20 protein-coding genes and 1 pseudogene are annotated in these 25,016 nt (G+C 68.6%); 13 read left to right on the top strand and 8 right to left on the bottom strand.

The window, feature by feature from the left end:
• Window positions 1–5: 5 nt before the first annotated feature.
• From ABIC66_RS09005 to ABIC66_RS09050, 10 genes are all read left to right on the top strand, one after another.
• Window positions 6–914, top strand: a complete 909-nt coding sequence (locus tag ABIC66_RS09005) for an ABC transporter permease (RefSeq protein WP_354069543.1) — start codon at window positions 6–8, stop codon at window positions 912–914.
• A gap of 136 nt (window positions 915–1,050) precedes the next feature.
• Window positions 1,051–1,905 carry an ABC transporter permease gene (locus ABIC66_RS09010; RefSeq protein ID WP_354069545.1) on the top strand — a complete coding sequence of 285 codons (855 nt, stop codon included), beginning with the start codon at window positions 1,051–1,053 and terminating at the stop codon, window positions 1,903–1,905.
• Between the two features lie 193 nt (window positions 1,906–2,098).
• Entirely contained in the window at window positions 2,099–3,166 is a 1,068-nt protein-coding gene (locus tag ABIC66_RS09015) for an ABC transporter ATP-binding protein (RefSeq protein ID WP_354070294.1), read from the top strand.
• 149 nt (window positions 3,167–3,315) lie between these two features.
• Entirely contained in the window at window positions 3,316–4,719 is a 1,404-nt protein-coding gene (locus ABIC66_RS09020) for an aspartate aminotransferase family protein (RefSeq protein ID WP_354069547.1), read from the top strand.
• 133 nt (window positions 4,720–4,852) lie between these two features.
• Entirely contained in the window at window positions 4,853–6,253 is a 1,401-nt protein-coding gene (locus ABIC66_RS09025; protein ID WP_354069549.1) for a glutamine synthetase family protein, read from the top strand.
• A 117-nt stretch (window positions 6,254–6,370) separates the two neighbouring features.
• The gene (locus tag ABIC66_RS09030) at window positions 6,371–7,621 is read left to right on the top strand and encodes an NAD(P)/FAD-dependent oxidoreductase (protein ID WP_354070295.1); all 1,251 of its coding nucleotides are present in this window, start codon (window positions 6,371–6,373) and stop codon (window positions 7,619–7,621) included.
• Window positions 7,622–7,676: 55 nt separating this feature from the next.
• Window positions 7,677–9,698, top strand: a complete 2,022-nt coding sequence (locus ABIC66_RS09035) for a tetratricopeptide repeat-containing sulfotransferase family protein (protein WP_354069551.1) — start codon at window positions 7,677–7,679, stop codon at window positions 9,696–9,698.
• A 129-nt stretch (window positions 9,699–9,827) separates the two neighbouring features.
• Entirely contained in the window at window positions 9,828–12,194 is a 2,367-nt protein-coding gene (locus ABIC66_RS09040; protein WP_354069553.1) for a TonB-dependent receptor, read from the top strand.
• Window positions 12,195–12,350: 156 nt separating this feature from the next.
• Window positions 12,351–13,655, top strand: a complete 1,305-nt coding sequence (locus ABIC66_RS09045; RefSeq protein WP_354069555.1) for an amino acid permease — start codon at window positions 12,351–12,353, stop codon at window positions 13,653–13,655.
• Between the two features lie 166 nt (window positions 13,656–13,821).
• Window positions 13,822–14,058: a hypothetical protein gene (locus ABIC66_RS09050; protein WP_354069557.1), complete on the top strand. Its 237-nt coding sequence runs from the start codon at window positions 13,822–13,824 to the stop codon at window positions 14,056–14,058.
• Window positions 14,059–14,224: 166 nt separating this feature from the next.
• Here ABIC66_RS09050 and ABIC66_RS09055 read toward each other — a convergent pair whose 3' ends face one another.
• The 5 genes and pseudogenes from ABIC66_RS09055 to ABIC66_RS09070 form a co-directional block, all read right to left on the bottom strand.
• A complete protein-coding gene (locus tag ABIC66_RS09055; protein WP_354069559.1) occupies window positions 14,225–14,827 on the bottom strand; it encodes a TetR/AcrR family transcriptional regulator in 603 nt (200 codons plus the stop codon).
• Window positions 14,824–14,942: pseudogene (locus ABIC66_RS24195) on the bottom strand (hypothetical protein); the annotation flags it as partial. The gene ABIC66_RS09055 and the pseudogene ABIC66_RS24195, both read right to left, overlap by 4 nt.
• Before the next feature lie 12 nt (window positions 14,943–14,954).
• Complete coding sequence (locus ABIC66_RS09060; RefSeq protein WP_354070297.1) at window positions 14,955–16,127, bottom strand: aromatic ring-hydroxylating oxygenase subunit alpha; 1,173 nt, start codon at window positions 16,125–16,127, stop codon at window positions 14,955–14,957.
• Between the two features lie 82 nt (window positions 16,128–16,209).
• Window positions 16,210–17,841, bottom strand: coding sequence for a phytoene desaturase family protein (locus tag ABIC66_RS09065; protein WP_354069561.1), 1,632 nt, complete (start codon window positions 17,839–17,841; stop codon window positions 16,210–16,212).
• A gap of 186 nt (window positions 17,842–18,027) precedes the next feature.
• Complete coding sequence (locus ABIC66_RS09070) at window positions 18,028–18,669, bottom strand: glutathione S-transferase family protein (RefSeq protein WP_354069562.1); 642 nt, start codon at window positions 18,667–18,669, stop codon at window positions 18,028–18,030.
• 102 nt (window positions 18,670–18,771) lie between these two features.
• Here ABIC66_RS09070 and ABIC66_RS09075 point away from each other — a divergent pair, with 102 nt between their 5' ends.
• A complete protein-coding gene (locus ABIC66_RS09075; protein ID WP_354069564.1) occupies window positions 18,772–19,338 on the top strand; it encodes a TetR/AcrR family transcriptional regulator in 567 nt (188 codons plus the stop codon).
• 35 nt (window positions 19,339–19,373) lie between these two features.
• Here the strand turns inward: ABIC66_RS09075 and ABIC66_RS09080 are convergent, their stop codons facing one another.
• Window positions 19,374–22,442, bottom strand: a complete 3,069-nt coding sequence (locus tag ABIC66_RS09080) for an efflux RND transporter permease subunit (RefSeq protein WP_354069566.1) — start codon at window positions 22,440–22,442, stop codon at window positions 19,374–19,376.
• 2 nt (window positions 22,443–22,444) lie between these two features.
• On the bottom strand, window positions 22,445–23,533 hold the full coding sequence (locus tag ABIC66_RS09085; protein WP_354069568.1) for an efflux RND transporter periplasmic adaptor subunit: 1,089 nt from the start codon (window positions 23,531–23,533) through the stop codon (window positions 22,445–22,447).
• A gap of 106 nt (window positions 23,534–23,639) precedes the next feature.
• Here ABIC66_RS09085 and ABIC66_RS09090 point away from each other — a divergent pair, with 106 nt between their 5' ends.
• Complete coding sequence (locus ABIC66_RS09090; RefSeq protein ID WP_354070299.1) at window positions 23,640–24,281, top strand: TetR/AcrR family transcriptional regulator; 642 nt, start codon at window positions 23,640–23,642, stop codon at window positions 24,279–24,281.
• A gap of 50 nt (window positions 24,282–24,331) precedes the next feature.
• Window positions 24,332–24,532 carry a hypothetical protein gene (locus ABIC66_RS09095; RefSeq protein ID WP_354069570.1) on the top strand — a complete coding sequence of 67 codons (201 nt, stop codon included), beginning with the start codon at window positions 24,332–24,334 and terminating at the stop codon, window positions 24,530–24,532.
• 112 nt (window positions 24,533–24,644) lie between these two features.
• Here ABIC66_RS09095 and ABIC66_RS09100 read toward each other — a convergent pair whose 3' ends face one another.
• Entirely contained in the window at window positions 24,645–25,007 is a 363-nt protein-coding gene (locus ABIC66_RS09100; protein WP_354069572.1) for a nuclear transport factor 2 family protein, read from the bottom strand.
• Window positions 25,008–25,016 lie beyond the last annotated feature (9 nt).

Here is a 25,016-nt window from a genome sequence, read left to right on the forward strand (position 1 = left end):
GGGGAATGGAGCAATCCTGGAAACAGGCCAAGGCCGTCTTCGCCGCGGCGCTGGGACCGCCGCTGGTGTGGTTGGCGCTGTTCTTCCTGGCGCCGATGGCGATCGTCTGGGCCTACAGCTTCGGGCACAACGAGGGCCTGACGCAGATCGCCATCAGCGGCACGTTCCACAACTACGCCCGGGCGATCGAGCCGCTGTACCTGAAGATCTTCCTGAAGTCGGCCTGGGTGGCCGGGCTGACCACCGGCCTGTGCCTGGTGCTGGGCTTCCCGGTGGCCCTGGCCATCACCTTCGCGTCCGACAAGGCCAAGACCTGGCTGCTGCTGCTGATCATGCTGCCGTTCTGGACGAACCTCCTGATCCGCACCTACGCCCTGATCGCGGTGCTGCGGACCGAGGGCTATATCAACCAGAGCCTGGAATGGCTGTGGAAGGGCGGCGGCGGGCTGGCCGCGATGGTCGGGCTGCAGCCGCTGGGCGACTTCCAGCCGCTGGCCCTGCTGCACAACAATTTCGCGGTGATCCTGGGCCTCGTCTACGTCCACCTGCCGTTCATGGTGCTGCCGCTGTATTCGGCCCTGGACCGGCTGGACAAGTCGCTACTGGAGGCCAGTCTCGACCTTGGGGCCGGGCACATGCGGACCCTGTTCAAGGTCGTCGTGCCCCTGGCCCTGCCCGGCATCGCCTCGGGCATCCTGATCACCTTCATCCCGGCGCTCGGCGCCTATCTGACGCCCGACCTGCTGGGCGGCCCCGACAGCCAGATGATCGCCAACATCATCGAGCGCCAGTTCAAGCGCGCCAACGACTGGCCCTTCGGCGCGGCCATGTCGTTCGTGCTGATGTACCTGACCTTCATCGCCATCGCGATCCAGGCGGTGCTGGCCAAGCGGACGCCGGAGGCGAAGGGATGAGGCCGCTAGATCTGTCATCCCGGCCAAGCGCGTCAGCGCGCCGAGCCGGGACCGCCGCAAGCGCCGGCGTGTCCGGCGGTCCCGGGTCTCCGCTTCGCTGCGCCCGGGATGACAATCAAAAGGAGGGGGCGCTCCGATGACCAAGAAATCGCCCCCCGGTCCCCTCGAATATCTCCGCCGCTGGCCGATGCAGGCCTGGCTGCTGGGGGTGGGGATCTTCCTCTACGCGCCGCTGATCGCCCTGATGGCGTTCAGCTTCAACGACAGCCGGCGCAACATCGTCTGGCAGGGCTTCACGCTGAAGTACTACGACAAGCTGTTCAACGACTCCGCCCTGCTGGAAGCGTTCGGCAACAGCCTGACGATCGCGGCGGTCTCGACCGTGATCAGCCTGGCGCTCGGCGCGGCCGCCGCCCTGGTGCTGTGGCGGTTCCGCTTCCCCGGCAAGACGGCCCTGGACGGGGCCCTGGCCCTGCCGATCGTGGTGCCCGAGATCTGCATGGGCGTGGCCATGCTGGTGTTCTTCGCCCGCGTCATGCCCTGGCCGCAGGGCCTGGCCTGGCCGCTGAACCTGGGGGCGATCATCATCGCCCACGTGTCGTTCTCGTTCCCGTTCGTGGCGGTGGTGGTCCGCGCCCGGATGGCCAGCTTCAACCGCGAGATGGAGGAGGCCGCCCGCGATCTGGGGGCCGGCGAGTTCCGCACCATCCGCGACGTGATCCTGCCGCACATGGCCCCGTCGCTGGTGGCCGGCGCCCTGCTGGCCTTCACCCTGAGCCTGGACGACTTCGTCATCACCTTCTTCACGGCCGGGCCCGACACGGTGACCTTCCCGGTCAAGGTCTATTCGATGGTCCGCTTCTCGGTGACGCCGGAGGTCAACGCGGCCTCGACGGTGCTGATCGTGCTGACCGTGCTGCTGACCGCGGCGGCGCTGAAACTGCAGGGCGACCCGGCCGCGACCGCCGGGCATGGGGGCGAGAAGTCATGAGGGCTTCCCCCCAATCGCTCGTCCCCGCGAAAGCAGGGACCCAAGCCGAGCTGGCGGCTTCGCTCGGAATTCATCTGGCCATTTCCGCTTGGGTCCCTGCTTTCGCGGGGATGAGCGAGATTTTTGGAGCGCGCGCGTGAGCGACCCCAAACCGATCATCACCTTCGAGAACATCACCAAGCGTTTCGGCAAGATGGTGGCCGTCGACAACGTCTCGCTGACCATCAACGAGGGCGAGTTCTTCTCGCTGCTGGGGCCGTCGGGCTGCGGCAAGACCACGCTGCTGCGGATGCTGGCCGGCTTCGAGACCCCGACCGAGGGACGGATCCTGATCGACGGCCAGGACATCGTGAACGTGCCGCCTAACAAGCGGCCGGTGAACATGGTGTTCCAGTCCTACGCGGTGTTCCCGCACATGACCGTGGCCGACAACGTCGCCTACGGCCTGGTGGTCGACAAGGTCGGCAAGGCCGAGCGCCACCGGCGGGTCGAGGAGGCGCTGGAGCTGGTGCAACTGGGCGGCCTTGGTCATCGCAAGCCCGATCAGCTGTCGGGCGGCCAGCGCCAGCGCGTGGCCTTGGCCCGGGCCCTGGTCAAGCGCCCGCGCGTGCTGCTGCTGGACGAGCCGCTGTCGGCCCTGGACGCCAAGCTGCGCGAGCAGATGCGCACAGAGCTCTGCACCCTGCAGGAGAAGGTCGGCATCACCTTCATCATGGTCACCCACGACCAGGACGAGGCTCTTGCGCTCGCGAGCCGCTGCGCGGTGATGAACCGCGGCGTGCTGCAGCAGGTGGCCACGCCCAGCGACCTCTACGAGTTTCCCAACAGCCGCTTCGTGGCCGACTTCATCGGCAGCGTGAACCTGTTCGAAGGCGTGCTGGCCGTCGACGAGCCCAGCCACGCGGTGATCCGTTCGCCGGACCTGCCGGTCGACATCTTCCTGGACCATGGCGTCACCGGCCCGCGCGGCGGCGCGGTCTGGGCGGCGATCCGGCCCGAGAAGATCGAGCTGCACAAGAAGGAAGGCGAGACGCTGCCGAACCTCGGCGACTGCCCGCACGGGACCAACGCGGTGGCCGGGGTGATCAAGCACGAGGCCTATCTGGGCGGCCAGTCGACCTATGAGGTCGAAATCGCGGGCGGCCGCCGGATCAAGGTCCAGCGCTCGAACCTGACCCGCTGGGATCAGGAGGACTTCAAGCTGGGCGAGACCGTGTGGCTGTGCTGGCACGCGTGCTCGCCGGCGGTGCTGTTGTCATAGGGCCCACTGGCCCCCTCCGCGCTACGCGCTCCTCCCCCGAAGGGGGAAGAAGGACGCCGCGCGAACCTTCCGCCCCCTCCCGGGGGCGGACGACCGCGAAGCGGTCAGGTGGGGGCAAGTGATTGAGGAAATGCAGGAGTTACAGTGAAATGACCGTCCCGATCCGCAACCACGACATCGCCGAACTGCGACGCCTGGACCTGGCCCACCACCTGCCGGCCCAGGCCGATCACAAGGTCATCGCCGAGCTGGGCGGCAGCCGGATCATCACCCGGGCCGATGGCGTCTATATCCACGACGGGGAAGGCCACCAGATCCTGGACGGCATGGCCGGCCTGTGGTGCGTCAATGTCGGCTATGGTCGCACCGAGTTGGCCGAGGCGGCCTACGAGCAGATGCTGGAGCTGCCGTACTACAATACATTCTTCAAGACCGCGACGCCGCCGACGGTGACCTTGGCGGCCAAGATCGCCGAGAAGATGGGCGGCCATCTGACCCATGTGTTCTTCAACTCGTCGGGGTCGGAGGCCAACGACACGGTCTTCCGCCTGGTCCGCCACTATTGGAAACTCAAGGAACAGCCGCGGCGGACGGTCTTCATCAGCCGCTGGAACGCCTATCACGGTTCCACCGTGGCGGGGGTCTCGCTGGGCGGCATGAAGCACATGCACAAACAGGGCGACCTGCCGATCCCCGGGGTCGAGCACGTGATGCAGCCCTATGCGTTCGGCGATGGCTTCGGGGAGGATCCGGCCGCCTTCCGCGATCGCGCGGTGCGGGCGATCGAGGACAAGATCCTCGAGGTCGGGCCCGAGAACGTCGCGGCCTTCATCGGCGAGCCGGTGCAGGGGGCGGGCGGGGTGATCATTCCGCCCGACGGCTACTGGCCCGCGGTGGAAGCGCTCTGCCGCAAGTATGGGATCCTGCTGGTCTGCGACGAGGTGATCTGCGGCTTCGGGCGGCTGGGCGAATGGTTCGGCCACCAGCACTACGGGATCAAGCCGGACCTGATCGCCATGGCCAAGGGCCTGTCGTCCGGCTACCTGCCGATCTCGGCCGTCGGGGTCGCCGACCACATCGTCGCCGAGCTGCGCGAAAAGGGCGGCGACTTCATCCACGGCTTCACCTATTCGGGCCACCCGACCTGCGCGGCCGTGGCGCTGAAGAACATCGAGATCCTCGAGCGCGAAGGCCTGGTCGAGCGCACCCGCGACGACACCGGCCCCTATCTCGCCAAGGCGCTGGCCTCGCTGAACGACCATCCGCTGGTCGGCGAGACCCGTTCGCTCGGTTTGATCGGCGCCGTCGAGATCGTCCGCGAGAAGGGAACCAACCATCGCTTCCTCGACAAGGAGGGCGAGGCCGGGCCGATCGTGCGGGATCTGTGCATCAAGAACGGCCTGATGGTCCGCGCCATCCGCGACAGCATCGTCTGCTGCCCGCCGCTGATCATCACCCACGCCGAGATCGACAAGCTGGTCGCCATCATCCGCCAGTCCCTGGATGAGGCCGAGCCCGTGCTCCGCGCCTTGAAGCCGGAGGCGGTGTCATGAGTCTCCCCCATACTGTCATCCCGGCCGCAGCGAAGCGGAGAGCCGGGACCGCGACAGACTCAGAGCTTGCCGCGGTCCCGGCTCGGCGCGCCGCGCGCTTGGCCGGGATGACAGTTTTCAATGAGGCCGCGTCATGAAGCCCAAGCACAGCAAGGCCAAGCGCGACAGCATCCTCAATCGCGGGGTCTCGACCCTGGAGGAGGCGCAGAGCTGGTTCGCGCGCCAGGCCATCGAGGAGATCGAGTGCGTGGTGCCCGATCTGGCCGGGGTAGCGCGCGGCAAGATCATGCCGGTGCGCAAGTTCCTCGGCACGCCGTCGATGAACCTGCCGCTGGCGGTGTTCTACCAGACCATCACCGGCGACTTCCCCGAGTTCGAGGGCGCGGTGAACGCGGTGCAGTCGGACACCGACATCTTCCTGACCCCCGACTTCGCCACCCTGGCCGCCGTGCCGTGGGCCCAGGACCCCACCGCCCAGGTGATCCACGACGCCTTCCACCCCGACGGCCGGCCCGTCGAGGAGGCCCCGCGCCAGGTGCTGCGGCGGGTGCTGGCGCTCTATGCCGAGAAGGGCTGGGTGCCGATCGTCGCGCCGGAGATTGAGTTCTACCTGGTCGACAAGAACACCGATCCCGACTACCCGCTGAAACCGCCGATCGGCCGGTCGGGCCGGCCCGAGACCGGGCGGCAGGGCTATTCGATCAGCGCGGTCAACGAGTTCGATGCGCTGTTCGAGGACATGTACGAGTACTCGGAGCGCCAGGGCCTGGAGATCGACACCCTGATCCACGAAAGCGGCGTGGCCCAGATGGAGATCAACCTGCGGCACGGCAATCCGCTGGAGCTGGCCGACCAGGTGTTCATGTTCAAGCGCACCATCCGCGAGGTGGCGCTGGAGCACGAGATCTACGCCACCTTCATGGCCAAGCCGATGGCCAGCGAGCCGGGCAGCGCCATGCATATCCACCAGTCGATCGTCGACAAGGACGGCGACAACCTGTTCTCGCACCGCAAGACCGGCGAGGAGACGGCGCTGTTCCACGGCTTCATCGCCGGCCAGCAGACCTATCTGCCGGCGATCATGGCCATCCTGGCGCCGTACGTGAACAGCTATCGCCGGATCGCCAAGGACTCCGGCGCGCCGGTCAACACCCAGTGGGGCTACGACAATCGCACCTGCGGCCTGCGCGTGCCGCCGTCGGATCCGGCCAACCGCCGGCTGGAAAACCGCATTCCCTCGTCCGACGCCAACCCCTATCTGGCCATCGCCGCGTCGCTGGCGGCGGGCTATCTGGGCATGGTCCAGGCGCTGAAGCCCAGCGCGCCGGTCGACACCGACGCCAGCGTCCTGGGCGTGCAGCTGCCGCGCAGCCTGTCGGAATCCCTGAAGCTGTTCGAACAATGCGAGCCGCTGGTCGAGATCCTGGGTCCGATCTTCTGCCAGGCCTACGACCGCGTGAAACAGGCCGAGTACGAGACCTTCATGCGCACCATCAGCCCGTGGGAGCGGGAGTTCCTGCTGCTGAATGTGTGACGGCTTGCCCCCTCCGCGCCTTCGGCGCTCCTCCCCCGGAGGGGGAAGAAGGCCGACGTGCACCTTCCGCCCCCCTCGGGAGCGGACGACCGCGAAGCGGTCAGGTGGGGGCAAGTGATGGGCGGCAACTGGTACGAAGCCACCGCCCACGACCGCCCCGACCTAGCCCCGCTGACCGGCGACGCACAAGCCGAGGTGTGCGTCGTCGGCGCGGGCTTCACCGGACTCGGCGCGGCGCTGGCCCTGGGGCCGCGCGCGATCGTCCTCGAGGCCGATCGGATCGGCGCCGCCGCCACCGGCCGCAACGGCGGACAGGTCCATACCGGTCAGCGGCGCGACCAGGCCTGGCTGGAAAAGGCCGTCGGCCGCGACGACGCCCTGGCCCTGTGGCGGCTCTCCGAAGACGCCCGCGCCCACTTCAAGACCCTGACGGACACAATCCCCTGCGACTGGCGGCCGGGCATGATCCACGCCCGCCACAGGCGCGGGGGCGAGGCCGAGGAGGCGGCGTACATCGCGCTGATGGCCGAGCGCTACGGCTACGACCAACTCGACCTGATCGACGCGGCCGACCTGGCCGTCGAGCTGGGGACCGACGCCTATCACGGCGGGCTGGTCGATCGCGGCGGCGGTCATGTCCATCCGTTGAACCTGGCGTTGGGCATGGCGCGACGGGCTCTGTCCGCCGGGGCGACGATCCACGAGAACACCCGCGCCCGGGCGTGGCGGCGCGAGGGCGGCAAGATCGTGGTCGAAACGGCGACCGGCCGGGTCACCTGCGACCGGCTGATCCTGACCGGCGATGGCTCGCTCAACGCCATGGCCGGCGCGGCGCGGGCGCGGGTCATGCCGATCAACAACTTCATCGCCGTCACCGAACCGCTGGGCGACCTGGCCGAGGCGATCCTCCGCTCGAACGCGGCGGTGTCGGACAGCCGCTTCGTCGTGAACTATTTCCGCAAGACCGCCGACGGCCGGCTGCTGTTCGGCGGCGGCGAGAACTACCGGCCGGGCTTTCCGCGCGACATCGCCGGGCTGGTGCGGCGAAACCTGCTGAAGGTCTATCCGCGGCTGGCCGTCGTCGACATCACCCACGCGTGGGGCGGGACCTTGGGCATCACCATGAGCCGCATGCCGTTCGTCGGCGAGATCGCGCCGGGGGTGCGGGTCGCCTCGGGCTATTCGGGGCAGGGAGTGATGCTGGCGCCCTATGTCGGCAAGCTGCTGGCCGACGCGGCGCCAGGCGACGCCGTCGCGGTCGAGCTGCTGTCGCGCCTGCCGACCCCGCCGTTCCCGGGCGGCCGCCTTCTGCGCTGGCCGCTGACGGTGGCGGGGCTCAGCTGGTACGCGCTGCGGGACCGACTGTAGGGCGTCCAGCCGCGCCGGATTGACACGTCCGCCTTCGCCCCGCTCTCCTCACCGCATGAACGCCACGACCGCCCAGCCCGCCGTCAGCCTCGCCGCGGCGCTCGACCATGCCGAGCGGTTGCTGGAGGTCGATCCGCGCCTGGCGGCCGAGCAGGCGCGGGCGATCCTGGAGGCCGTGCCGCGCCACGCCGACACCACCCGCGTGCTGGCCGCCGCGCTGCGGCTGTCCGGCCAGCCGCAAGCGGCGCTCGACACCGTCGCGCCCCTGGCCCAGGCCCTGCCGAACCTGCCGCTGGCTCAGCTGGAGCTTGGTCTGTCGCTCGAGACGTTGGGCCGCACCGCCGAGGCCGTCCGAGCCTTCGACCGGGCCAGCGCGCTGGAGCCGAGGCTCTCCGAAGCCTGGCGCGGCCTGTCCGAAAACCTCGCGCTGTTGGGCGACGAGGCCGGCGCCGAGAAGGCCTTGGCCCGCCAGCTGCGCGCCTCGACCCGCGACCCGCTGCTGGTCGAGGCGGCCACCGCCTTGTCCGAGAACCGGCTGGGCGAGGCCGAGCGGCTGCTGCGCGAGCGGCTGAAGGCCGACGCCGGCGACGTCGCGGCCATCCGCATGCTGGCCGAGACCGGCGCGCGCCTGGGTCGCTACGCCGACGCCGAGAACCTGCTGACCCGCTGCGTCGAGCTGGCCCCCAACTTCGCCGCCGCCCGGCACAACCTGGCGACCATGCTGTACCGCCAGAACAAGACCCTCGAGGCCCTGGCCCAGATCGAGATGCTGACGGCCAAGGACGCCCGGCATCCCGGCTACGCCAATCTCCACGCCGCGATCCTGGCGCGGCTGGGCGAGTACGAGCAGGCCATCGCCGTCTACGACCGGGTGCTGGCCGACTATCCCAACCAGCCGAAGGGCTGGATGAGCTACGGCCACGCGCTGAAGACGGTGGGCCGCCAGGCCGACTGCATCGCGGCCTATCGTCGGGCGCTGGAGCAGGCGCCGACCCTGGGCGAGGTCTGGTGGAGCCTGGCCAACCTCAAGACCGTCAAGTTCACCGACGCCGATCTGGCGGCCATGACCGCGGCGCTGGAGGCGCCCGACCTGTCCGACGACGACCGGCTGCACCTGCACTACGCCCTGGGCAAGGCGCATGAGGACGCCGAATTCTGGGACGCGGCGTTCGAACACTATGCCGCCGGCGCGGCGATCCGCCGGAAGCAGCTGGACTACGATCCGGAGGAGAACGCGTCCGATACGGCGCGGACCAAGGCGGTGTTCACCCCGACCTTCGTGGCGGCGCGGGCGGGGCAGGGCTGCGCCGCGCCCGATCCGATCTTCGTCGTCGGCCTGCCGCGCTCGGGCTCGACCCTGGTCGAGCAGATCCTGGCCAGCCACTCGATGGTCGAGGGCACCATGGAGCTGCCCGACCTGATCGTCATGGCCCGCCGCCTGGGCGGCAAGACCGCGACCCGCGCCGAGTCGACCTATCCGGAATCGCTGGCCGAGCTCTCCGCCGCCGACCTGAAGGCGCTGGGCGAGGAGTTCCTGGAGCGCACCCGCATCCAGCGCAAGACCGACAAGCCGTTCTTCATCGACAAGATGCCGAACAACTTCGCCCATGCCGGGCTGATCCATCTGATCCTGCCGAACGCCAAGATCATCGACGCGCGCCGCCACCCGCTGGGCTGCTGCTTCTCGGGCTTCAAGCAGCACTTCGCCCGGGGCCAGGCCTTCAGCTACGACCTGACCGACATCGGCCGCTATTACGCCGACTATGTCGAGCTGATGGCCCACTTCGACGCGGTGCTGCCGGGCCGCGTCCACCGGGTGATCTACGAGCACATGATCGCCGATCCGGAACGTGAGATCCGCGCCCTGCTGGCCCACTGCGGCCTGCCATTCGAAGCGGCCTGCCTGTCGCCGCACGAGAACGACCGCGCCGTGCGCACCGCCAGTTCCGAGCAGGTCCGCCGTCCGATCTTCAAGGACGCGGTCGAGCACTGGCAGAAATTCGAATCGCACCTGGACCCGCTCAAGCAGGCATTGGGCCCTGTGTTGGACGCCTATCCGGGTGCGCCCGTTATTTGACCAACTGCTCCGAACCTTGCCATTTCTGCAACACTCACAGGAATTGGCGACGAACCGAAAATTCAACCTTGCCGGGACGTTAGGCGCAGGCCGAACATCGTTCCATCAGAACGGCAAGGGGAGCGACGAATGTCGTCGGGATCGGTTCGATTGAAGAAGGCTGGCGTCTGCTCCGCCGCCCTGTTGGCGTCCACCATGTTCACCAGCGCCGCCTACGCCCAGGCGCAGGCGAACCAGAACACCGCCCTGGAAGAGGTGGTGGTCACGGCCCAGAAGCGCAGCGAGAATCTGCAGGACGTGCCCGTCAGCATCCAGGCGCTGGGCGGCGAAAAGCTGGAACAGCTGCAGGTCGGCGCGTTCGTCGACTATGTGAAATACTTGCCCAGCGTCTCGTTCACGACGTCGGGCCCGGGCTTCGGCCAGGTCTATATGCGCGGCGTGGCCAGCGGCGGCGACGGCAACCACTCCGGGTCGCTGCCCAGCGTCGGCGTCTATCTGGACGAACAGCCGGTCACCACCATCCAGGGCGCCCTGGACATCCACGTCTACGACATCGCCCGGGTCGAGGCCCTGGCCGGCCCGCAGGGCACGCTGTACGGCGCCAGCTCCCAGGCCGGAACCCTGCGGATCATCACCAACAAGCCCTCGACGGCGGGCTATGCGGCCGGTGTCGATCTGGAGCTGAACCAGGTCGACCACGGCGGGACCGGACACACGCTGGAAGGCTTCGTCAACATCCCGCTGTCCGACAAGATCGCCGTCCGCATGGTCGGCTGGGACGTTCGCGACGCCGGCTATATCGACAACGTGGCGGGCTCGCGCACCTATACCCGCGGCGACACCGACCCGACCAACGACTACACGATCTACAACAAGGCCCGGGTCCGCGACGACTACAACACCGTCTACACCCAGGGCGGTCGCGCGGCCCTGCGCATCGAGCTGGACGACAACTGGGTGATCACGCCCAGCGTCATGGGCCAGGTGCAGAAGTCGGGCGGCCTGTTCGCCTTCGACCCCAAGGTCGGCGACCTGAAGGTCACCCACTTCTATCCGGAAAGCAGCAAGGACAAGTGGGTCCAGGCGGCCATGACGATCGAGGGCCAGGTGGCCAATCTCGACGTCACCTATTCGGGCTCGTACCTGAAGCGCAACGACGTCACCAACCAGGACTACACCGACTACTCGTACTTCTACGATCAGGTCGGCTACGGCTTCTACTGGACCGACAACGCCGGCAACCTGGTCAATCCCTCGCAGTACATCCAGGGCAAGGACCGCTACCGCAAGGAAAGCCACGAGATCCGCATCGCCTCGCCGCAGGACCAGCGTTTCCGGTTCGTGGTCGGCGGCTTCTACCAAAAGCAGAAGCACGGCATCTTCCAGAACTACAAGATCGATGGCCTGGGCAGCGACCTCTCGGTGCCGGGCTATACAGGCACGGTCTGGCTGACCAAGCAGAACCGCGTCGACCGCGACAAGGCCGTGTTCGGCCAGGCCGAGTTCGACATCACCGACAAGCTGATGCTGACCGCCGGCGTCCGGTTCTTCAAGGCGCACAACACCCTGGTCGGCTTCTACGGCTATGGCGCGGGCTACGGATCGACCGGCGAGAAGGCCTGCTTCAAGGGACCGGTGGTGGCGGGCTCCCCCTGCACCAACCTGGACAAGGGCGTGAAGGAAAGCGGCAACTCGCCGAAGGTGACGCTGACCTACAAGATCGACGGCGACAAGCTGATCTACGCCACCTATTCGAAGGGCTTCCGGCCGGGCGGCATCAACCGGCGCAGCACGCTGCCGCCGTACCACGCCGACTATCTGAAGAACTACGAGGCCGGCTGGAAGACCACCTGGCTGGACAACCGTTTCCGCTGGAACGGCGCGGTGTTCATGGAGGATTGGACGAACTTCCAGTTCTCGATCCTGGGCGCCAACGGCCTGACCGAGATCAAGAACGCCAACCAGGCCCGCATCAAGGGCGTGGAAAGCGACGTCACCTGGGTCCCGGTCCACGGCCTGACGTTCAACGCCTCGGCCGCCTATACCGACGCCAAGCTGACGGCCAACTACTGCGGCTTCACCGACGCCTCGGGCAATCCGGTCACCACCTGCGCCACGCCGCAGGCGCCGGACGGCACGGTGTTGCCCATCACCCCAAAGTTCAAGGCCAACCTGACGGTGCGCTACGACTTCAGCTGGGGCGAATGGGACGCCTACGTCCAGGGCTCGACCGTCGGCCAGACCAGCAACTGGACCGATCTGCGGATCGTCGAACGCGGCATCATCGGCAAGCAGAAGGGCTACCAGACCACCGACGTCTCCGGCGGGATCGACAAGGACGGCCTGTCCCTGACGCTCTACATGAAGAACGTCTTCGACAAGCGGGCCAGTCTGAACCGCTATGCCGAGTGCGCCGAGAGCGTCTGCGGAACCCAGTACTACATCGTCCCGAACCAGCCCCGCACGGTCGGGATCAAGATCGGGAAGAAGTTCTAGGAGAGCGGCTCCAACTCTTGTCATCCCGGCCAAGCGCGTAGCGCGCCGAGCCGGGACCGCAGGAAGCGCCGAGCTTTCCGTGGTCCCGGGTCTGCGCTGCGCTTCGCCCGGGATGACAAGAATGTTTGCGGTTGGGACGGGTGTTGACAGGCTAGAATGAAAACCCGAGCCGCCAAACCCTTGGGCGTGTGGATGTGCGCGGCGCTGGTCGTGGGCAACATGATCGGCTCGGGCGTGTTCATGCTGCCCGCCTCGCTGGCGCCCTACGGCTGGAACGCGGTGATCGCCTGGCTGCTGACCATCGGCGGGGCCCTGTGCGTGGCCTATGTGTTCGCGCGCCTGGCCCAGGCCTTTCCGCGCGCTGGCGGGCCGTTCGCCTATACCGAGGAGGCGTTCGGCCGGCCGGCGGGGTTCCTGGTGGCGTGGTCCTACTGGATCTCGGTCTGGGTCGCGAACGCGGCCATCGCCATCGCGGCCGTCAGCTATTTCAGCGTCTTCGTCCCCGTGCTGGCCAAGACCCAGGGCCTGGCCGCCCTGCTGACCGTGGCGGTGGTCTGGGTCGCCACCGCCATCAACTGCCTGGGCGCGCGCTCGGCCGGCTGGACCCAGCTGGTGACCACGGTCCTGAAGCTGGTCCCGCTGGTCGCCGTGGCCGGCCTGGCCGCCGGCGTGCTGTTGCAAAAGGGGCCGGCGGCGGTCACGCCGTTCCACCCCTCGGCCCTGTCGGGCAGCGCGATCACGGCCGCCGCGGCCCTGACCCTGTGGGCCTTGCTGGGCGTCGAGACGGCGACCATCCCGGCCGACAAGGTCGTGGACCCCGCCCGCACCATCCCCCGCGCCACCCTGGCCGGCACGGCCTTCGCGGGCCTGATTTATCTGCTGGTGTCGTCGGGCGTTCTGCTGCTGACCCCGCCCTCGGTGCTGACCGGCTCCAACGCGCCGTTCGTCGACTTCGTGGCGTTCCACGTCGGCGGCGACTTCAAGCTGGTCCTGGCCGCCTTCGCCTCGATCAGCGCGCTGGGGGCCCTGAACGGCTGGATCCTGGTGCAGGGCGAGATGCCCGCCGCCATGGCCCGCGAGGGCGTGTTCCCCGCCTGGTTCGGCAAGCTGTCCGCCAACGGCACGCCGGTGCGCGCCCACCTGGCCTCGAGCGGCCTGGTCACCGTCCTGGTGCTGATGAACTACGCCAAGTCGATGGCCGACACCTTCACCTTCATGGCCTTGCTGGCCACGGCCGCGACCCTGTTCGCCTATCTGTTCTGCGCGCTGGCGGTGCTGCGCCTGCAGGCCCAGGGCCGCCTGGACCGCTCGCGGACCCTCGGCGTCATCGCCGCGATCGCCGCGGTCTATTCGGTCTGGACCTTCTACGGCGCCGGCTGGTCGGTGACCTTTTGGGGCCTGGTGCTGATGGCCGCCGGGGCCCCCGTCTACGGGCTGGTCAGAAGAGCCGCGCGATCGTGAGGTCCAGCCAAGCCTTACAGGTTAAGGAAAAGGGTGAAGAACCGCACAGACCGCCCTGGCCCGGCTTATGCATTGTGCATCGCAGCGCAATTTGATTGTGCGATAGCGAAACAACTGTCATGTCAGCGTGGTTAGTCTCACGTTGAGTACGTCCAAGGAGGTCGCCATGACCGAGAATCACTACTACGTCCGCCCGGTCTCCGGCGTGTGGCACGTGACCTGGAACGACTCGGCCGAGCTGATCGGCTGCTATTCCTCGCAACATGAAGCCGAAGCCCTGGCCCAACTGCTGGCGCGTCACATGCGCGAGCAGGGCCGCAAGGCAGAAATCCACGTTTTCGACCCCGAGCTTCGTACGCCTTCTTGGGGCCGCAATCGCGCGGCTCATCAGGCGGCGGCGTAACGGTTTGACGAATCGAGCGCGGTGATCGCCGCGCTCTCGCCCAAGGGGGCGTCCGGTCTTCCCGGCGAAAGCCGGTTCGAAACGCGGGGTGGTGGGATTGGCGCTGCAACGACAGCGCGCCCCGGCGTCCTTCGTCCCAGGCATCGCCGGGAAGGCCGGAGTTCTCTCAAGCCAGCCAACTTTCGAGCGCGCGGGCGACGATTCGTGTCGCCGCGTCCGGGCCGAAGGTCGCCGGATCCAGGCACAGCTCCAGCCATAGTCCGTCCACGGTCGCCGTCAGGGCGATGGCCGCCAAGCGCGTCTCCCGCGCCCCGGCGTCGGCCAGCAGCGTCTCCAGCCGGATCCGGAAGGCCGCGTAGGACGCCGCGTGGATCGCCGCCATGCGCGGCTTGGTCTTCACCAGGCTCCAGAAGCCGATCCAGGCGGCCAGCAGGCGCGGGTCCAGCACCGGCGGCGCGAAGCTGGCGGTGAGATAGGCCAGCAGGCGGTCGCGCGGGCCGGGTCCAGCGGCCTCGATCGCCGCCTCCAGCGCCGCGTCGATCCGCTGGCCGACGGCCTCGTAGGCGGCGGCGATGAGGTCGTCGACGCCCTCGAAATAGTGCCGCAGCAGGCCGGGCGAGACGCCGGCCTCGGCGCAGATGGCCCGCACGCTGGTTCCCCCGACCCCCTCGCGGGCCAGGACGGCCTCGGCGGCGGCCACCAGCGCCTGGCGCCGGACGTCGGGATGCTCGCGGGTGAAGGCGGCGCGCCTGGACGCCCCCTCCGTCACGACGCGTATCCGCGCCGCGCCACCTCGCCCGCTTCGCGAGGGAGGAGAGGCGGCATCCTCCCCCGTGCAGCGGGGGAGGTGGATCGCTGCGGATACGCAGCGAGACGGAGGGGGCGCTCAGCCAGGCTCACCACCCCTCCGGCGGCCGCTCCAGCCGGCTTTCCGGAACCAGGGCCCGCATCTTTCGACCGAAGCTGCGCAAGCTGACCTCGCTGGTCGCCAGCGGTCCGGCCGTGAACGTCCGCGAAGCCATGCCCTGCTGCACGCGGGCCACCAGCTCGGTGTCCTCGGCGTTGACCTGCCGGTTGATGCGCCAGTTCAGATAGCGCGCCGCCTTCATCTCGCGGCGGTCGTCGGGCAGGGCGTAGGCGATCTCGCGGATCATCGTCCGGGTCGCCGAGACCGGGATGAACTGCATGAAGTCCACCTGGTCCGGATAGATGTCGAAGGCGAAGTTCGGCCAGAGCTTGAAATAGGTCCACAGCCGCTTGCGATCGTCCGGCAGGTGCGGGACGTCGGGCAGCAGGTCCTGGTACAGCCGCTCGGACGGGTTGCGCGACGGCTCGTCGATCAGCTGGCCCCACATCTTGTCGACGAAGGTCTTGGCCTCGACGCCGTAGCCCTTGCCGAACAGCCGGGTCAGGCCGGGATGGGCGACCGGGATGTGCAGGCCGTCGGAATAGTTGTCGCTGATGTTCTTCCAGTTGACCTCGCGCGGCCGCAGGGTGACGCGGCCGAACGGCTGCAGGTCCTCGAAGCGGTAATGGGCGACCTCGTCCTCGTAGGGGGCCATCATGGTCGCGACGCTGGGGCCTTCACCCTCGATCCGCACGAAGACGAAGCCGCGCCAGATCTCGGTCTCGATCTTGGCCAGGCCCTGCTCATGCATCTGCAAAGCGGGATAGTCGTCGCACATCGGCACGCCGATCAGCCGGCCCTCCAGGTCGTAGGTCCAGGCATGGTAGGGGCAGACGATCCGGCCGCAGTGGCCCACCGGGCCGTCCAGAAGCCGCGCGCCCCGGTGGCGGCAGACATTGGCGAAGGCCCGCGCCCCGCCGTCCTTGCCGCGCACGACCACCAGGCTCTCGCCGACGAAGTCGAAGGTGTGGAAGTCGCCCGGCTTGGGGATGTCGTTCAGATGGCAGACGATCTGCCACGACGGCCGGAAGATCTTCGCCTGCTCCTCGCGGAAGAAGCGCTCGGAGCCGTAGATCCAGCCCGGCAGGCCCCAGTCGGACTGGGGGTCTTCGTTGGAGATCTGGGTCACCGGCCCCCTCCGCGCTTCGCGCTCCTCCCCCAGAGGGGGAAGAGGGGCGTTGTTCTGCCCCCTCCGGGGGCGGACGGCCGCGCAGCGGCCAGGTGGGGGCAAGTGCTGGCCGTCATCACCGCCCCGCCACCGACAGCTTCACCGCCGTGGCGAAGTCCTTGTCGCGCAGGATCTCGCGCGCCGCGTTGCGCCCCGGATTGCCCGAAACCCCGCCGCCGGGGTGCGTACCGGCGCCGCACATGTAGAGGCCCTTGATCGGCGCGCGGTGGCTGGCGTTACCCAGGAACGGTCGCGCCGCCCACAGCTGATCCAGCGACATGTGGCCGTGCATGATGTCGCCGCCGATCAGGCCGAACTTCCGCTCCAGGTCCAGCGGCGACAGGATCATCCGGCCCAGCACCGAGGCCTTGAAGTTCGGGGCCCATCTGTCGACCGTGGCGATGATCAGGTCGGCGGCGGCCTCGCGCGCGTCGTCCCAAGACGCGCCGTTCGGCAAGGTCGGGGCGAACTGCTGGCAGAACAGGCTGGCCACGTGCTGACCGGGCGGGGCCAGGCTGGTGTCGATGGTCGAGGGGATCAGGATCTCGACGATCGGCGCGCTGCTGATGCCACCCGCCTTGGCGTCCCGATAGGCCGCGTCCATGTAGTCCAGGCTGGGGGCGATCACGATGCCCGACTGGTGGTGTTCGGCCATCGCCTTGCCCGGCAGGCAGGTGAAGTCCGGCAGCTCCGACAGGGCCACGTTCATCCGGAAGGTGCCCGAGCCGTTCTTGTAGCCGTCGACCCGCTTGCGGAAGTCGCCGGTCAGGGCGGAGGGCGGCACCAGCTTCTTGTAGAGCAGGGCCGGGTTGACGTTGGCGCTGACGATTGGGGCCATGATCTGGCGGCCGTCGGCCAGCTGCACGCCCACGGCCTTCGATCCGTCGACATGGACGCCCTCGACCGGGGCGTTCAGCAGGATCTCGACCCCGGCCGCCTCGCACGCCTTGCCCATGGCCTGGGTGATCGCGCCCATGCCGCCGACCGCGTGGCCCCAGGCGCCCTTCTTGCCGTTCACCTCGCCGAAGGTGTGATGCAGCAGGACATAGGCCGAGCCGGGGGTGTCAGGGCTGGCGAAGTTGCCGACCACGGCGTCGAAGCCGAAGGCGGCCTTGACCGGATCGCTCTCGAACCAGCCGTCCAGCACGTCGCGGGCGCTCTTGGTGAACAGGTCCAGCAGGTCGCGCTTACGCTCGCGCGACAGCATGGCCAGCCGCCCGCCCTGGCGCAGGGCCCGCAGCAGGCCGGCCAGGCCGTCGCCCAGGTTCGGCGGCGTCTCTTGCGCGAGATCCCGCAGCACGTCGCCGATGTCGTCCAGCATGGCGTAGTAGGCCGGCAGCACCTCGGCGTCGCGGCGGCTGAACTTGCGGAACTCGTCCTGGGTGCGCGCCAGTCCGCCGCCCAGCTTGATGTATTTGTCGTCCGACAGCGGCAGGAAGTTGGAGATCGGCCGCTCCAGGAAGGTCAGGCCATAGTCGCGCAGGCCCATGTCGGCGATGACCTTGGGATTGAGCAGGCTGACCGTGTAGCTGGCGACGGAGTTGCGGAAGCCGGGATGGAACTCCTCGGTCACCGCCGCCCCGCCGACCACGCCGCGCGCTTCGCAGACCGTGACCTTCAGCCCGGCCTTGGCCAGGTAGAAGGCGCAGACCAGCCCGTTATGCCCCCCGCCGATAATCACCGCGTCGCGGGTTTGGGTGGTGGCCATGGTCGCTCTCCCCGGAGTGTGGGGCGAGGTTGCTATACGATCGTATAATAGGCAAGGGCGGATGCTTTGAAGCACTGTCATCCCGGCCAAGCGCGTAGCGCGCCGAGCCGAGACCGCCACAGGCTCGGCGTTTCCGGCGGTCCCTGCTCTCCACTTCGCTACGGCCGGGATGACAGATTCGGATTTCTACGCCGCCTTGACGCTGGGTCGGTCGCTGACCCGCGCCTTCCAGTCGGCCAGCGCGGTACAGTCCTCCGGCACGTCGATCTTGGCGAAGCCGGCGAAGACCAGGCCGCCCAGCACGGTGATGTCGGCCATCGAGAACTGGTCGCCGGCGACATAGGGACGATCGCGCAGCACCTGGTCGAAATAGCGCATGCCGGCCACCGCGCGTTCGCCCTGGCGGCGGCCGAACGCGTCGCGGCCGGTCCATTGGGCCTTCTTGCCATCCTCGATCTTCGCGCCCAGGCCCGGGGTGGCATAGTGGAAGTAGTCGGCGACCGCGTCGATCAGCTCGGCCTCGGCCCGCTTCTGCATCATGTGGATCACCGCCTTGTCGCGCGGGGTCGCGCCGGTCAGCACCGGCTTGCCGTCGAGATTGTCGACATATTCGGTGATGGCCGTGCATTCGGCGATGAACACGCCGTCTTCCAGTTCCAGCACCGGCACGGTTCCGGAGGGGTTCTTGGCCAGGAAGGCGTCTTCCTTGTGCTCGCCGCCCGGCAGGTCGACCTTCACGAACTGGACCTGGTCGGTCAGGCCCTTCTCGGCCAGGGCGATGCGGACGCGCAGTGGGTTCGGGAAGCCGGGGACATCATAGATCTTCATGGGTCTCTCCTCAATGTCTACCTATCGATAGGTAGGCGGTCGATTGGTAGAGGCTTCCATCGCCCGGAGTCAACGTCTATCTACCGATAGGCAGGAGCGCTGATGACCACGACCGACACCCGCGAGACGATCATGAAAGCGGCCCAGGCCGCCGTGCAGGCCAAGGGCTACAACGCCCTGAGCTTTCGCGAGCTGGCCAAGGCGGTCGGCATCAAGAGCGCCAGCATCCACTACCATTTCCCGACCAAGGGCGACCTGGGCGCGGCCTTGGCGCGGCGCTATACCGACAACGCGGTCGGCTATTTCGAGCAGCTGATCACGGCCCCCGCGCCAGTCGAGGCGATCTTCGCCGACTATGTCGCGGTGTTCCGCGCCGCGCTGCTCAACGACAACCGCATGTGCCTCTATGGGATCATGGCGGCCGAGTACGGCGACCTGCCGCCTGAGGTGCGGGTCGCGGTCGACGCGTTCAGCGCGGCCAATGTCGACTGGCTGGTCCGCCTGCTAGGCCCGCGCCACCCGACGCTGTCGGACGCCGCCCTGCGCGACCGGGCCCTGGCCATCTTCGCGGCGATCGAGGGCGCCCAGCTGGTGGCCCGCGGGCGGGGCGACATCACGCTGTTCGACCAGATGATCGCGGCCTATCGGGCGGCGGGGCTGATGCCGTAGCCCACCAAAATCCCCCTCTCTGAGAGAGAGGGATTTTAAGCGACATCCGCCTTCCCGCGCGCCGTCAGCCAGTACATCACGGGCGTCGCCACCCGGCTGAGCAGCGTCGAGGTGATCAGCCCGCCGATGATGGCGATGGCCAGGGGCGAGTAGAGGCCCGAATGCTCCACGGCCAGCGGCAGGAGCCCGCCGATCGCCGTCACCGAGGTCAGCAGCACGGGCAGGAAGCGGACCTCGCCGGCCTTCTCGATGGCGTCGTGCAGGGTCATGCCCTCGCGGCGCAGCTGTTCGGTGAAGTCGACGAGCAGGATCGAATTCTTGATCTCGATGCCGATCAGGGCGACCACGCCGATCGTGGCGGTGAACGACAGCGAATTACCGGTCAGGGCCAAGGCCAGCACCGCCCCGAACACCCCGAACGGGATGATGCCGGCGACCACCAGCGCGGTCTTGAACTTCTGGAACTCTAGAACCAGCACCGCCAGGATCCCAAACACCGCCACCAGCACCGCCGCGCCGAGGCCGGCGAAGCTTTCCGACGCGGCCTCGGCCTCGCCGCCCAGCGTCATCCGGTAGCCGGGTGGCAAGGGCAGGTCCCGGTTCAGCCGCGCCACGGCGTCACGCGTGACGCCCGACGCCAGGAAGCCCGTCTTGACGTAGGCGCTGATGGTCACCGTCCGCTCACGGTCGAAGCGGTCGATGCGCGAAGGGCTCGACTTGAGCTTCGGCGTGGCGATGGCGTCCAGCGGCGCGGCCAGGCCGTCGGCGGTGGGGACATAGACGCCCTTCAGGGCCGACAGCGGATTGCGCGCGGCGCCGTCGGCCTGGACCATCGGCAGCCGCACCCTGACCGCGTAGTCGTCGCCGTCCGGGTCGCGGAAGCGGGCGGTCTCTTCGCCGGACAGGGCCAGGCGGGCGATGCGGCGCGGCGCGCCGGCCGGCACGCCGAGGGCCGCGGCCTTGGTCTCGTCGACGCCCAGGTCGAGGTCGGTGCGGTCCAGGCGGATCGGGTTGGTGACGTCGCGCGCGCCTGGCGTGGCCTTCAGGATGGCTTCCGCCCGTCCGGCCAGGGCCTTCAGCACGTCGAGGTTCTGCCCCGTCAGGCGCACGGCGACCGGCGCGTCGATCGGCGGGCCGTTCTCGAAGGTCAGGACGCTGATCCGCGCGCCCGGGAAATTGGCGAAGTCCTTGCGCAGCCGGTCCAGCACCTTCTCGCTCCTGCCCGGCTCCCAGCGCTTGAGGCTGACGAACACCTCGGCGAAGGTCGTCGAGCTCTCGCGTTGCGACCGGTTGTAGAAGATCTGCGGATTGCCGCGCCCCAGATTGGCGGCCTGCCAGACGACGTCGGGCTCGGCCTTCACCCGCTGTTCGACATAGCGCAGCGCCCGGTCGGTGCGCGCCAGGGACGAGCCGTCGGGCGTCTCGACGCGGATCAGGAACTGCGGGGTCTCGGCCGACGGGAACAGGCTGGAGCCGATCAGCTTCACCAGCGGCAGGGTGGTCAGACACAGGGTCAGCAGGATCGCCAGGGTCAGCCATGGCCGCGCCAGGGCCCGGTGCAGCACGGGACGGTAGAAGCGATGGATGCCGTCATTGACCGCCCGCAGCAGGACGTTGCCCTCGGGGTCTGAGTGTTTGTCCAGAACTCGGCTGGCCAGGAACGGAATGATGGTCATCGAGACCAGCAGCGAGGCGGCGATGGTGCACAGCACCGTTACCGGCAGCGACCGGATATAGGCGCCCGAGCCGGCCGGCAGGGCCATCAGCGGCAGGAAGGCCAGCATCAGGGTCGCGGTGCAGCCCAGGACGGCCAAGCTGATCTGGCGCGTGCCGTTGATCGCCGCGTCGACCCGGTCCTCGCCCTCGCGCACCCGGCGGGCGATGTTCTCGGTGATGACGATGCTGTCGTCGACCAAGAGGCCCAGGGCCAGCACGAAGCCAGCGATCGACAGCTGGTTCAGGGTGAAGCCGAACGCCTGCAGCATGGAGAGACCGATCAGCAGGCTCAGCGGGATCGAGACCATGACCACGACCCCCGCGCGCGGCCCCAGCGGCAGCAGGGTGATCAGCACCAGCGCCAGGGCGATGCCGAAGTCGCGGAACAGGTTGTTCAGGCGGTGCTTGACGTTTTCGGCCTGGACGAAGCCACGCTGCAGCTTCACCCCGGCGGGCAGGGTCTTCTCGTAGTCGTCCAGCACCGACTGCACGGCCTTGGTGATCCGGGCGACGTCCTGGCCGTCCTTCTGGGTCACGGTCAGGAACACGGCGCGCTGGCCGTTGAAGCGGGTCAGGTGCGAGGGCTCAGCCTGCGCCCAGGCGACCTTGGCGACGTCGCGGACGCGGGTGACCTGGCCGCCGACCGCGCGGACGGGGGTGTCGCCTATGGTCTCCAGGGCGTGGAAGGCCCCGCCGGACTTGACGTTGAAGCGTCGTTCCCCTGCTTGAACGGCGCCGATCGGCGCCTCGGCTCCGGCCTGGCGCAGCGCGTCGGCGACGGCGGTGGCGGGCAGGCGCAGGGCCGACAGGCGGGCCAGGTCCAGCGTGACCTGCACCTCGGACGGCGGCGCGCCCCAGTACTTGGCTTCGCGCACGCCCGGTACGCGGTCCAGCCGCTCGCGCAGGCGGTCGGCGGTCTTTTCCAGGCGGCGCATCGGCATGATGTCCGAGGTCAGGGCGACCTGGACGATGGCCACTTCCGAGGTCCGCACCCGTTGGATGTCGAGCAAGGTCAGGCCGGCGGGCAGGTTTCCGCGAATGGCGTTCACCTCGCGGACCACCTGGTCGTACTTGCGCTCGGCGTCGACGTCCCAGGTGAAGTGGACGCGGATCGAGGCCGAACCGTCCAGGCTGGTCGACTCGACCTTGTCGATGTTGTCGAGGCCGTCGACGGCGTCCTCGATCGGGTCGACGACCAGCTGCTCCATCTCGGAAGGCTCGGCGCCGGGCAGGACGGCGCGGATCACCACGATCGGAGTCGGGAAGTGCGGGTCCTCGGACCGGGGCACGGTGTTGAGGGCATTGATCCCCAGCATCACCAGCAGGCCGAAGGCCACAAGGGTGAACTGCCAGCGACGGACGGCGAAGGTCGCGAGGTCGAACTTCACGGCTACTGGCCCAAAGGCCCGGCGAGCCGGGTGGGGTCGATGACGCGAACGGCCTCGCCGTCCGCGACGAAGCCGGCCCCGGCGGTGATCACCTGGGTCCCGTCGGTCAGGCCCGCGACCAGGGCGTCGTCGCCGTCGAAGCCGCCGAAGGTCACCGGCGTGCGCCGCGCCTTGCCGCGGTCGAAACGGAAGACGAAGGCGCGCTGGCCGCTGGCCTCCAGGACGGCCTCGGCTGGGATGCGAGCATAGGCCGTGGCCTGGCCGGGCGCGGCGCGGACCGCCAGGCTGGCGTGGGCGATCTGGCCGCTGCGCAGGGCCGGCGGCGGAGCCGAGAGCTCGATCTCGACGGTGATCGCGCCGGTGCGGGTGTCGGCGGCTTCGCCGACCCGGGTGACGCGGCCGGAGAGGGCCTGGCCGTTCAGATCCTCGACCGTGACCTGGGCGCTATCGCCGACCCGGACGCGGGCGGCGTCGCGGGCGGCCAGCGGCAGGCGCAAAACGAGCGGGCTGGAAAGATCGGCGACCCGCGCCACCACCTGGCCGGCGGCCACCACCTCGCCCGCCTGGGCGCGGCGCTCCAGCACCACGCCCGAGACCGGTGAGGCCAGGCTGGCCCAGCGGCGGTCGAAGCGGGCGGCGTCATAGGCGGCCTGGGCGGCCTTCAAGGCGCTGGTCCGGTCGTCGAGGCGCTGGCGGCTGACATAGCCCTTGTCGAACAGGGTGCGGTCGCGCTCGACGTCGCGCCGGGCGCGCTCCAGGTCGGCGGCGGTCTGCTGCTGGCGGGCGTCGACGCCCGCCGGATCGATGGACGCGATGGCCTGGCCGGCGCGGATGCTGTCGCCGGCCTCGACCCGCATCGCGGTCAGGACGCCGGGAATGCGGAACGACAGCGCCATCTCGCGACGGCGCTCCAGCGTCCCCGCGCCGCTGACCGAACCGGCCGCGCCGGGCGCGGCGACGCGCGCGGCCTCGACCGGCGTGGGAGCGGTTGGCGCGTCGGTCTTGGGCTTGCCGCCACAGGCGCTCAAGCTTGCCGCCAGAAGCAACACCGCCAGGGGAGAAAGCGGGGTCCGCCACATAAGCTGTTCCAAATCGATCAGTGATAAGTTATCAGTGATCGACAATGCTCTCTTGTCAAGCTCGGACAGCGATGGTCAAGGACGTTCGATGAAGTCGCCGCCCATGCGTTCCACACCTATGCGTACCGTCACGGCTCCGAAGACCCGTTCGCCCCGCAAGCCCAAGGGCCAGGGCGGCGAGCGTCGCGAGGAGATCCTCGACGCCGCCCAGAGCCTGTTCGCGCAGAAGGGCGTCCATGCGGTGTCTACCCGCCAGATCGCCGAAATCGCCGGCATCTCGCAGCCGGCCCTCTACGCCTATTTCGCCACCAAGGACGACATCGCCGCCGAGCTGTGCGTACGGGCCTTCGCGATCCTGGGCCAGCGGATGGCCGCCGCCCGCGTGGGCTACACCCCGACGCCGGAGAACTTCGAGCGCTGCCTGCGGGTCTATATCGACTTCGGCCTGGACCATCCCGATGCGTACCGCGTGGCGTTCATGCTGGAGAAGAGCGTCGACGGGTCGTTTCTGGAAAAGACCGGCCATAAGCCAATGATCGCCGGCAAGGAGGTCTTCCACGTGTTCGTCGAGATGGTCGGCGAGCTGCACGCGGCGGGCCTGATGGCCGGCGACGACGTGCTGGCCGCGACCCAGAGCCTGTGGGCCGGCCTGCACGGCCTGGTCTCGCTGCTGATCGCCCGGCCCGAGTTCCCGTGGATCGACCGCGAGCAACTGATCGCGACCCATGTGGCCATGCTCCGCCGAGGCGCGTTGAAATAAGGTCCCTGGACCTCTAGATCAGCGCCTCGTCTTTCCGGGAAGGATCCCCCATGGCCACGCTCCTGCCGCTCCAATCGTTCAGCCTGCAGGAGACCGACGACGGCTATCGCCTGCTGGTCTCGGCCATCGGCGGCGAGTCGCTCTACGTCTCGATCACCCCCGACCAGATGGACGACATCATCGACAGCCTCGAGAACGCCATGGGCGGCGAGGGTGAGGTCGAGGGCGAAGAGGACGACGTCGAGTTCTAGGCCGTAGAACCTGTCATCCCGGCCAAGCGCGCGGCGCGCCGAGCCGGGACCACGGGAAGCTCTGGGTTCTTTGCGGTCCCGGCTCTCCGCTACGCTGCGGCCGGGATGACAGTCATTTATCCTCGCCGTCTAAGAACACGTAGATCGCCGCGATCTTCCCGTCGCGGACCAGGATGAAATCGTGGCCCGCATAGCGCGGCGGCTCGTCGGGCGGGCCCGAGACCCACGACAGGCGGCCGGCGTCGTGGCTGGCCTGGGCCGGCGAGGTCTCGGTGTAGCGGAAGGTCGGATGGCCGGCCCGGATGATCCCGGCGATCCTGTCGATCGCCTCGCGGCCCTGGTGAGCCTCGCCGCCGGGGCCGTAGAACACCGCGTCCTCGGCGTAGAGGTCGTCGATCGCGGCTCGGCGGCGGGCCGGATCGCCCTCGCCGAACACCTCGTGCAGATTGCGGGTCAGCAGTTGTTCGATGGTCATGGCGCTGCT

This window comes from Caulobacter sp. 1776 (assembly GCF_040545685.1).
Taxonomy (GTDB): Bacteria; Pseudomonadota; Alphaproteobacteria; order Caulobacterales; family Caulobacteraceae; genus Caulobacter.

What these genes read in the sequence shown, in the direction of transcription:
- ABIC66_RS09005 (WP_354069543.1), top strand. Translation starts at nt 6, where the DNA reads ATGGAGCAATCCTGGAAACAGGCCAAGGCCGTCTTCGCCGCGGCGCTG.
- ABIC66_RS09010 (WP_354069545.1), top strand. Translation starts at nt 1,051, where the DNA reads ATGACCAAGAAATCGCCCCCCGGTCCCCTCGAATATCTCCGCCGCTGG.
- ABIC66_RS09015 (WP_354070294.1), top strand. Translation starts at nt 2,099, where the DNA reads ATGGTGGCCGTCGACAACGTCTCGCTGACCATCAACGAGGGCGAGTTC.
- ABIC66_RS09020 (WP_354069547.1), top strand. Translation starts at nt 3,316, where the DNA reads ATGACCGTCCCGATCCGCAACCACGACATCGCCGAACTGCGACGCCTG.
- ABIC66_RS09025 (WP_354069549.1), top strand. Translation starts at nt 4,853, where the DNA reads ATGAAGCCCAAGCACAGCAAGGCCAAGCGCGACAGCATCCTCAATCGC.
- ABIC66_RS09030 (WP_354070295.1), top strand. Translation starts at nt 6,371, where the DNA reads ATGGGCGGCAACTGGTACGAAGCCACCGCCCACGACCGCCCCGACCTA.
- ABIC66_RS09035 (WP_354069551.1), top strand. Translation starts at nt 7,677, where the DNA reads ATGAACGCCACGACCGCCCAGCCCGCCGTCAGCCTCGCCGCGGCGCTC.
- ABIC66_RS09040 (WP_354069553.1), top strand. Translation starts at nt 9,828, where the DNA reads ATGTCGTCGGGATCGGTTCGATTGAAGAAGGCTGGCGTCTGCTCCGCC.
- ABIC66_RS09045 (WP_354069555.1), top strand. Translation starts at nt 12,351, where the DNA reads ATGAAAACCCGAGCCGCCAAACCCTTGGGCGTGTGGATGTGCGCGGCG.
- ABIC66_RS09050 (WP_354069557.1), top strand. Translation starts at nt 13,822, where the DNA reads ATGACCGAGAATCACTACTACGTCCGCCCGGTCTCCGGCGTGTGGCAC.
- ABIC66_RS09065 (WP_354069561.1), bottom strand. Translation starts at nt 17,841, where the DNA reads ATGGCCACCACCCAAACCCGCGACGCGGTGATTATCGGCGGGGGGCAT.
- ABIC66_RS09070 (WP_354069562.1), bottom strand. Translation starts at nt 18,669, where the DNA reads ATGAAGATCTATGATGTCCCCGGCTTCCCGAACCCACTGCGCGTCCGC.
- ABIC66_RS09075 (WP_354069564.1), top strand. Translation starts at nt 18,772, where the DNA reads ATGACCACGACCGACACCCGCGAGACGATCATGAAAGCGGCCCAGGCC.
- ABIC66_RS09090 (WP_354070299.1), top strand. Translation starts at nt 23,640, where the DNA reads ATGCGTACCGTCACGGCTCCGAAGACCCGTTCGCCCCGCAAGCCCAAG.
- ABIC66_RS09095 (WP_354069570.1), top strand. Translation starts at nt 24,332, where the DNA reads ATGGCCACGCTCCTGCCGCTCCAATCGTTCAGCCTGCAGGAGACCGAC.
- ABIC66_RS09100 (WP_354069572.1), bottom strand. Translation starts at nt 25,007, where the DNA reads ATGACCATCGAACAACTGCTGACCCGCAATCTGCACGAGGTGTTCGGC.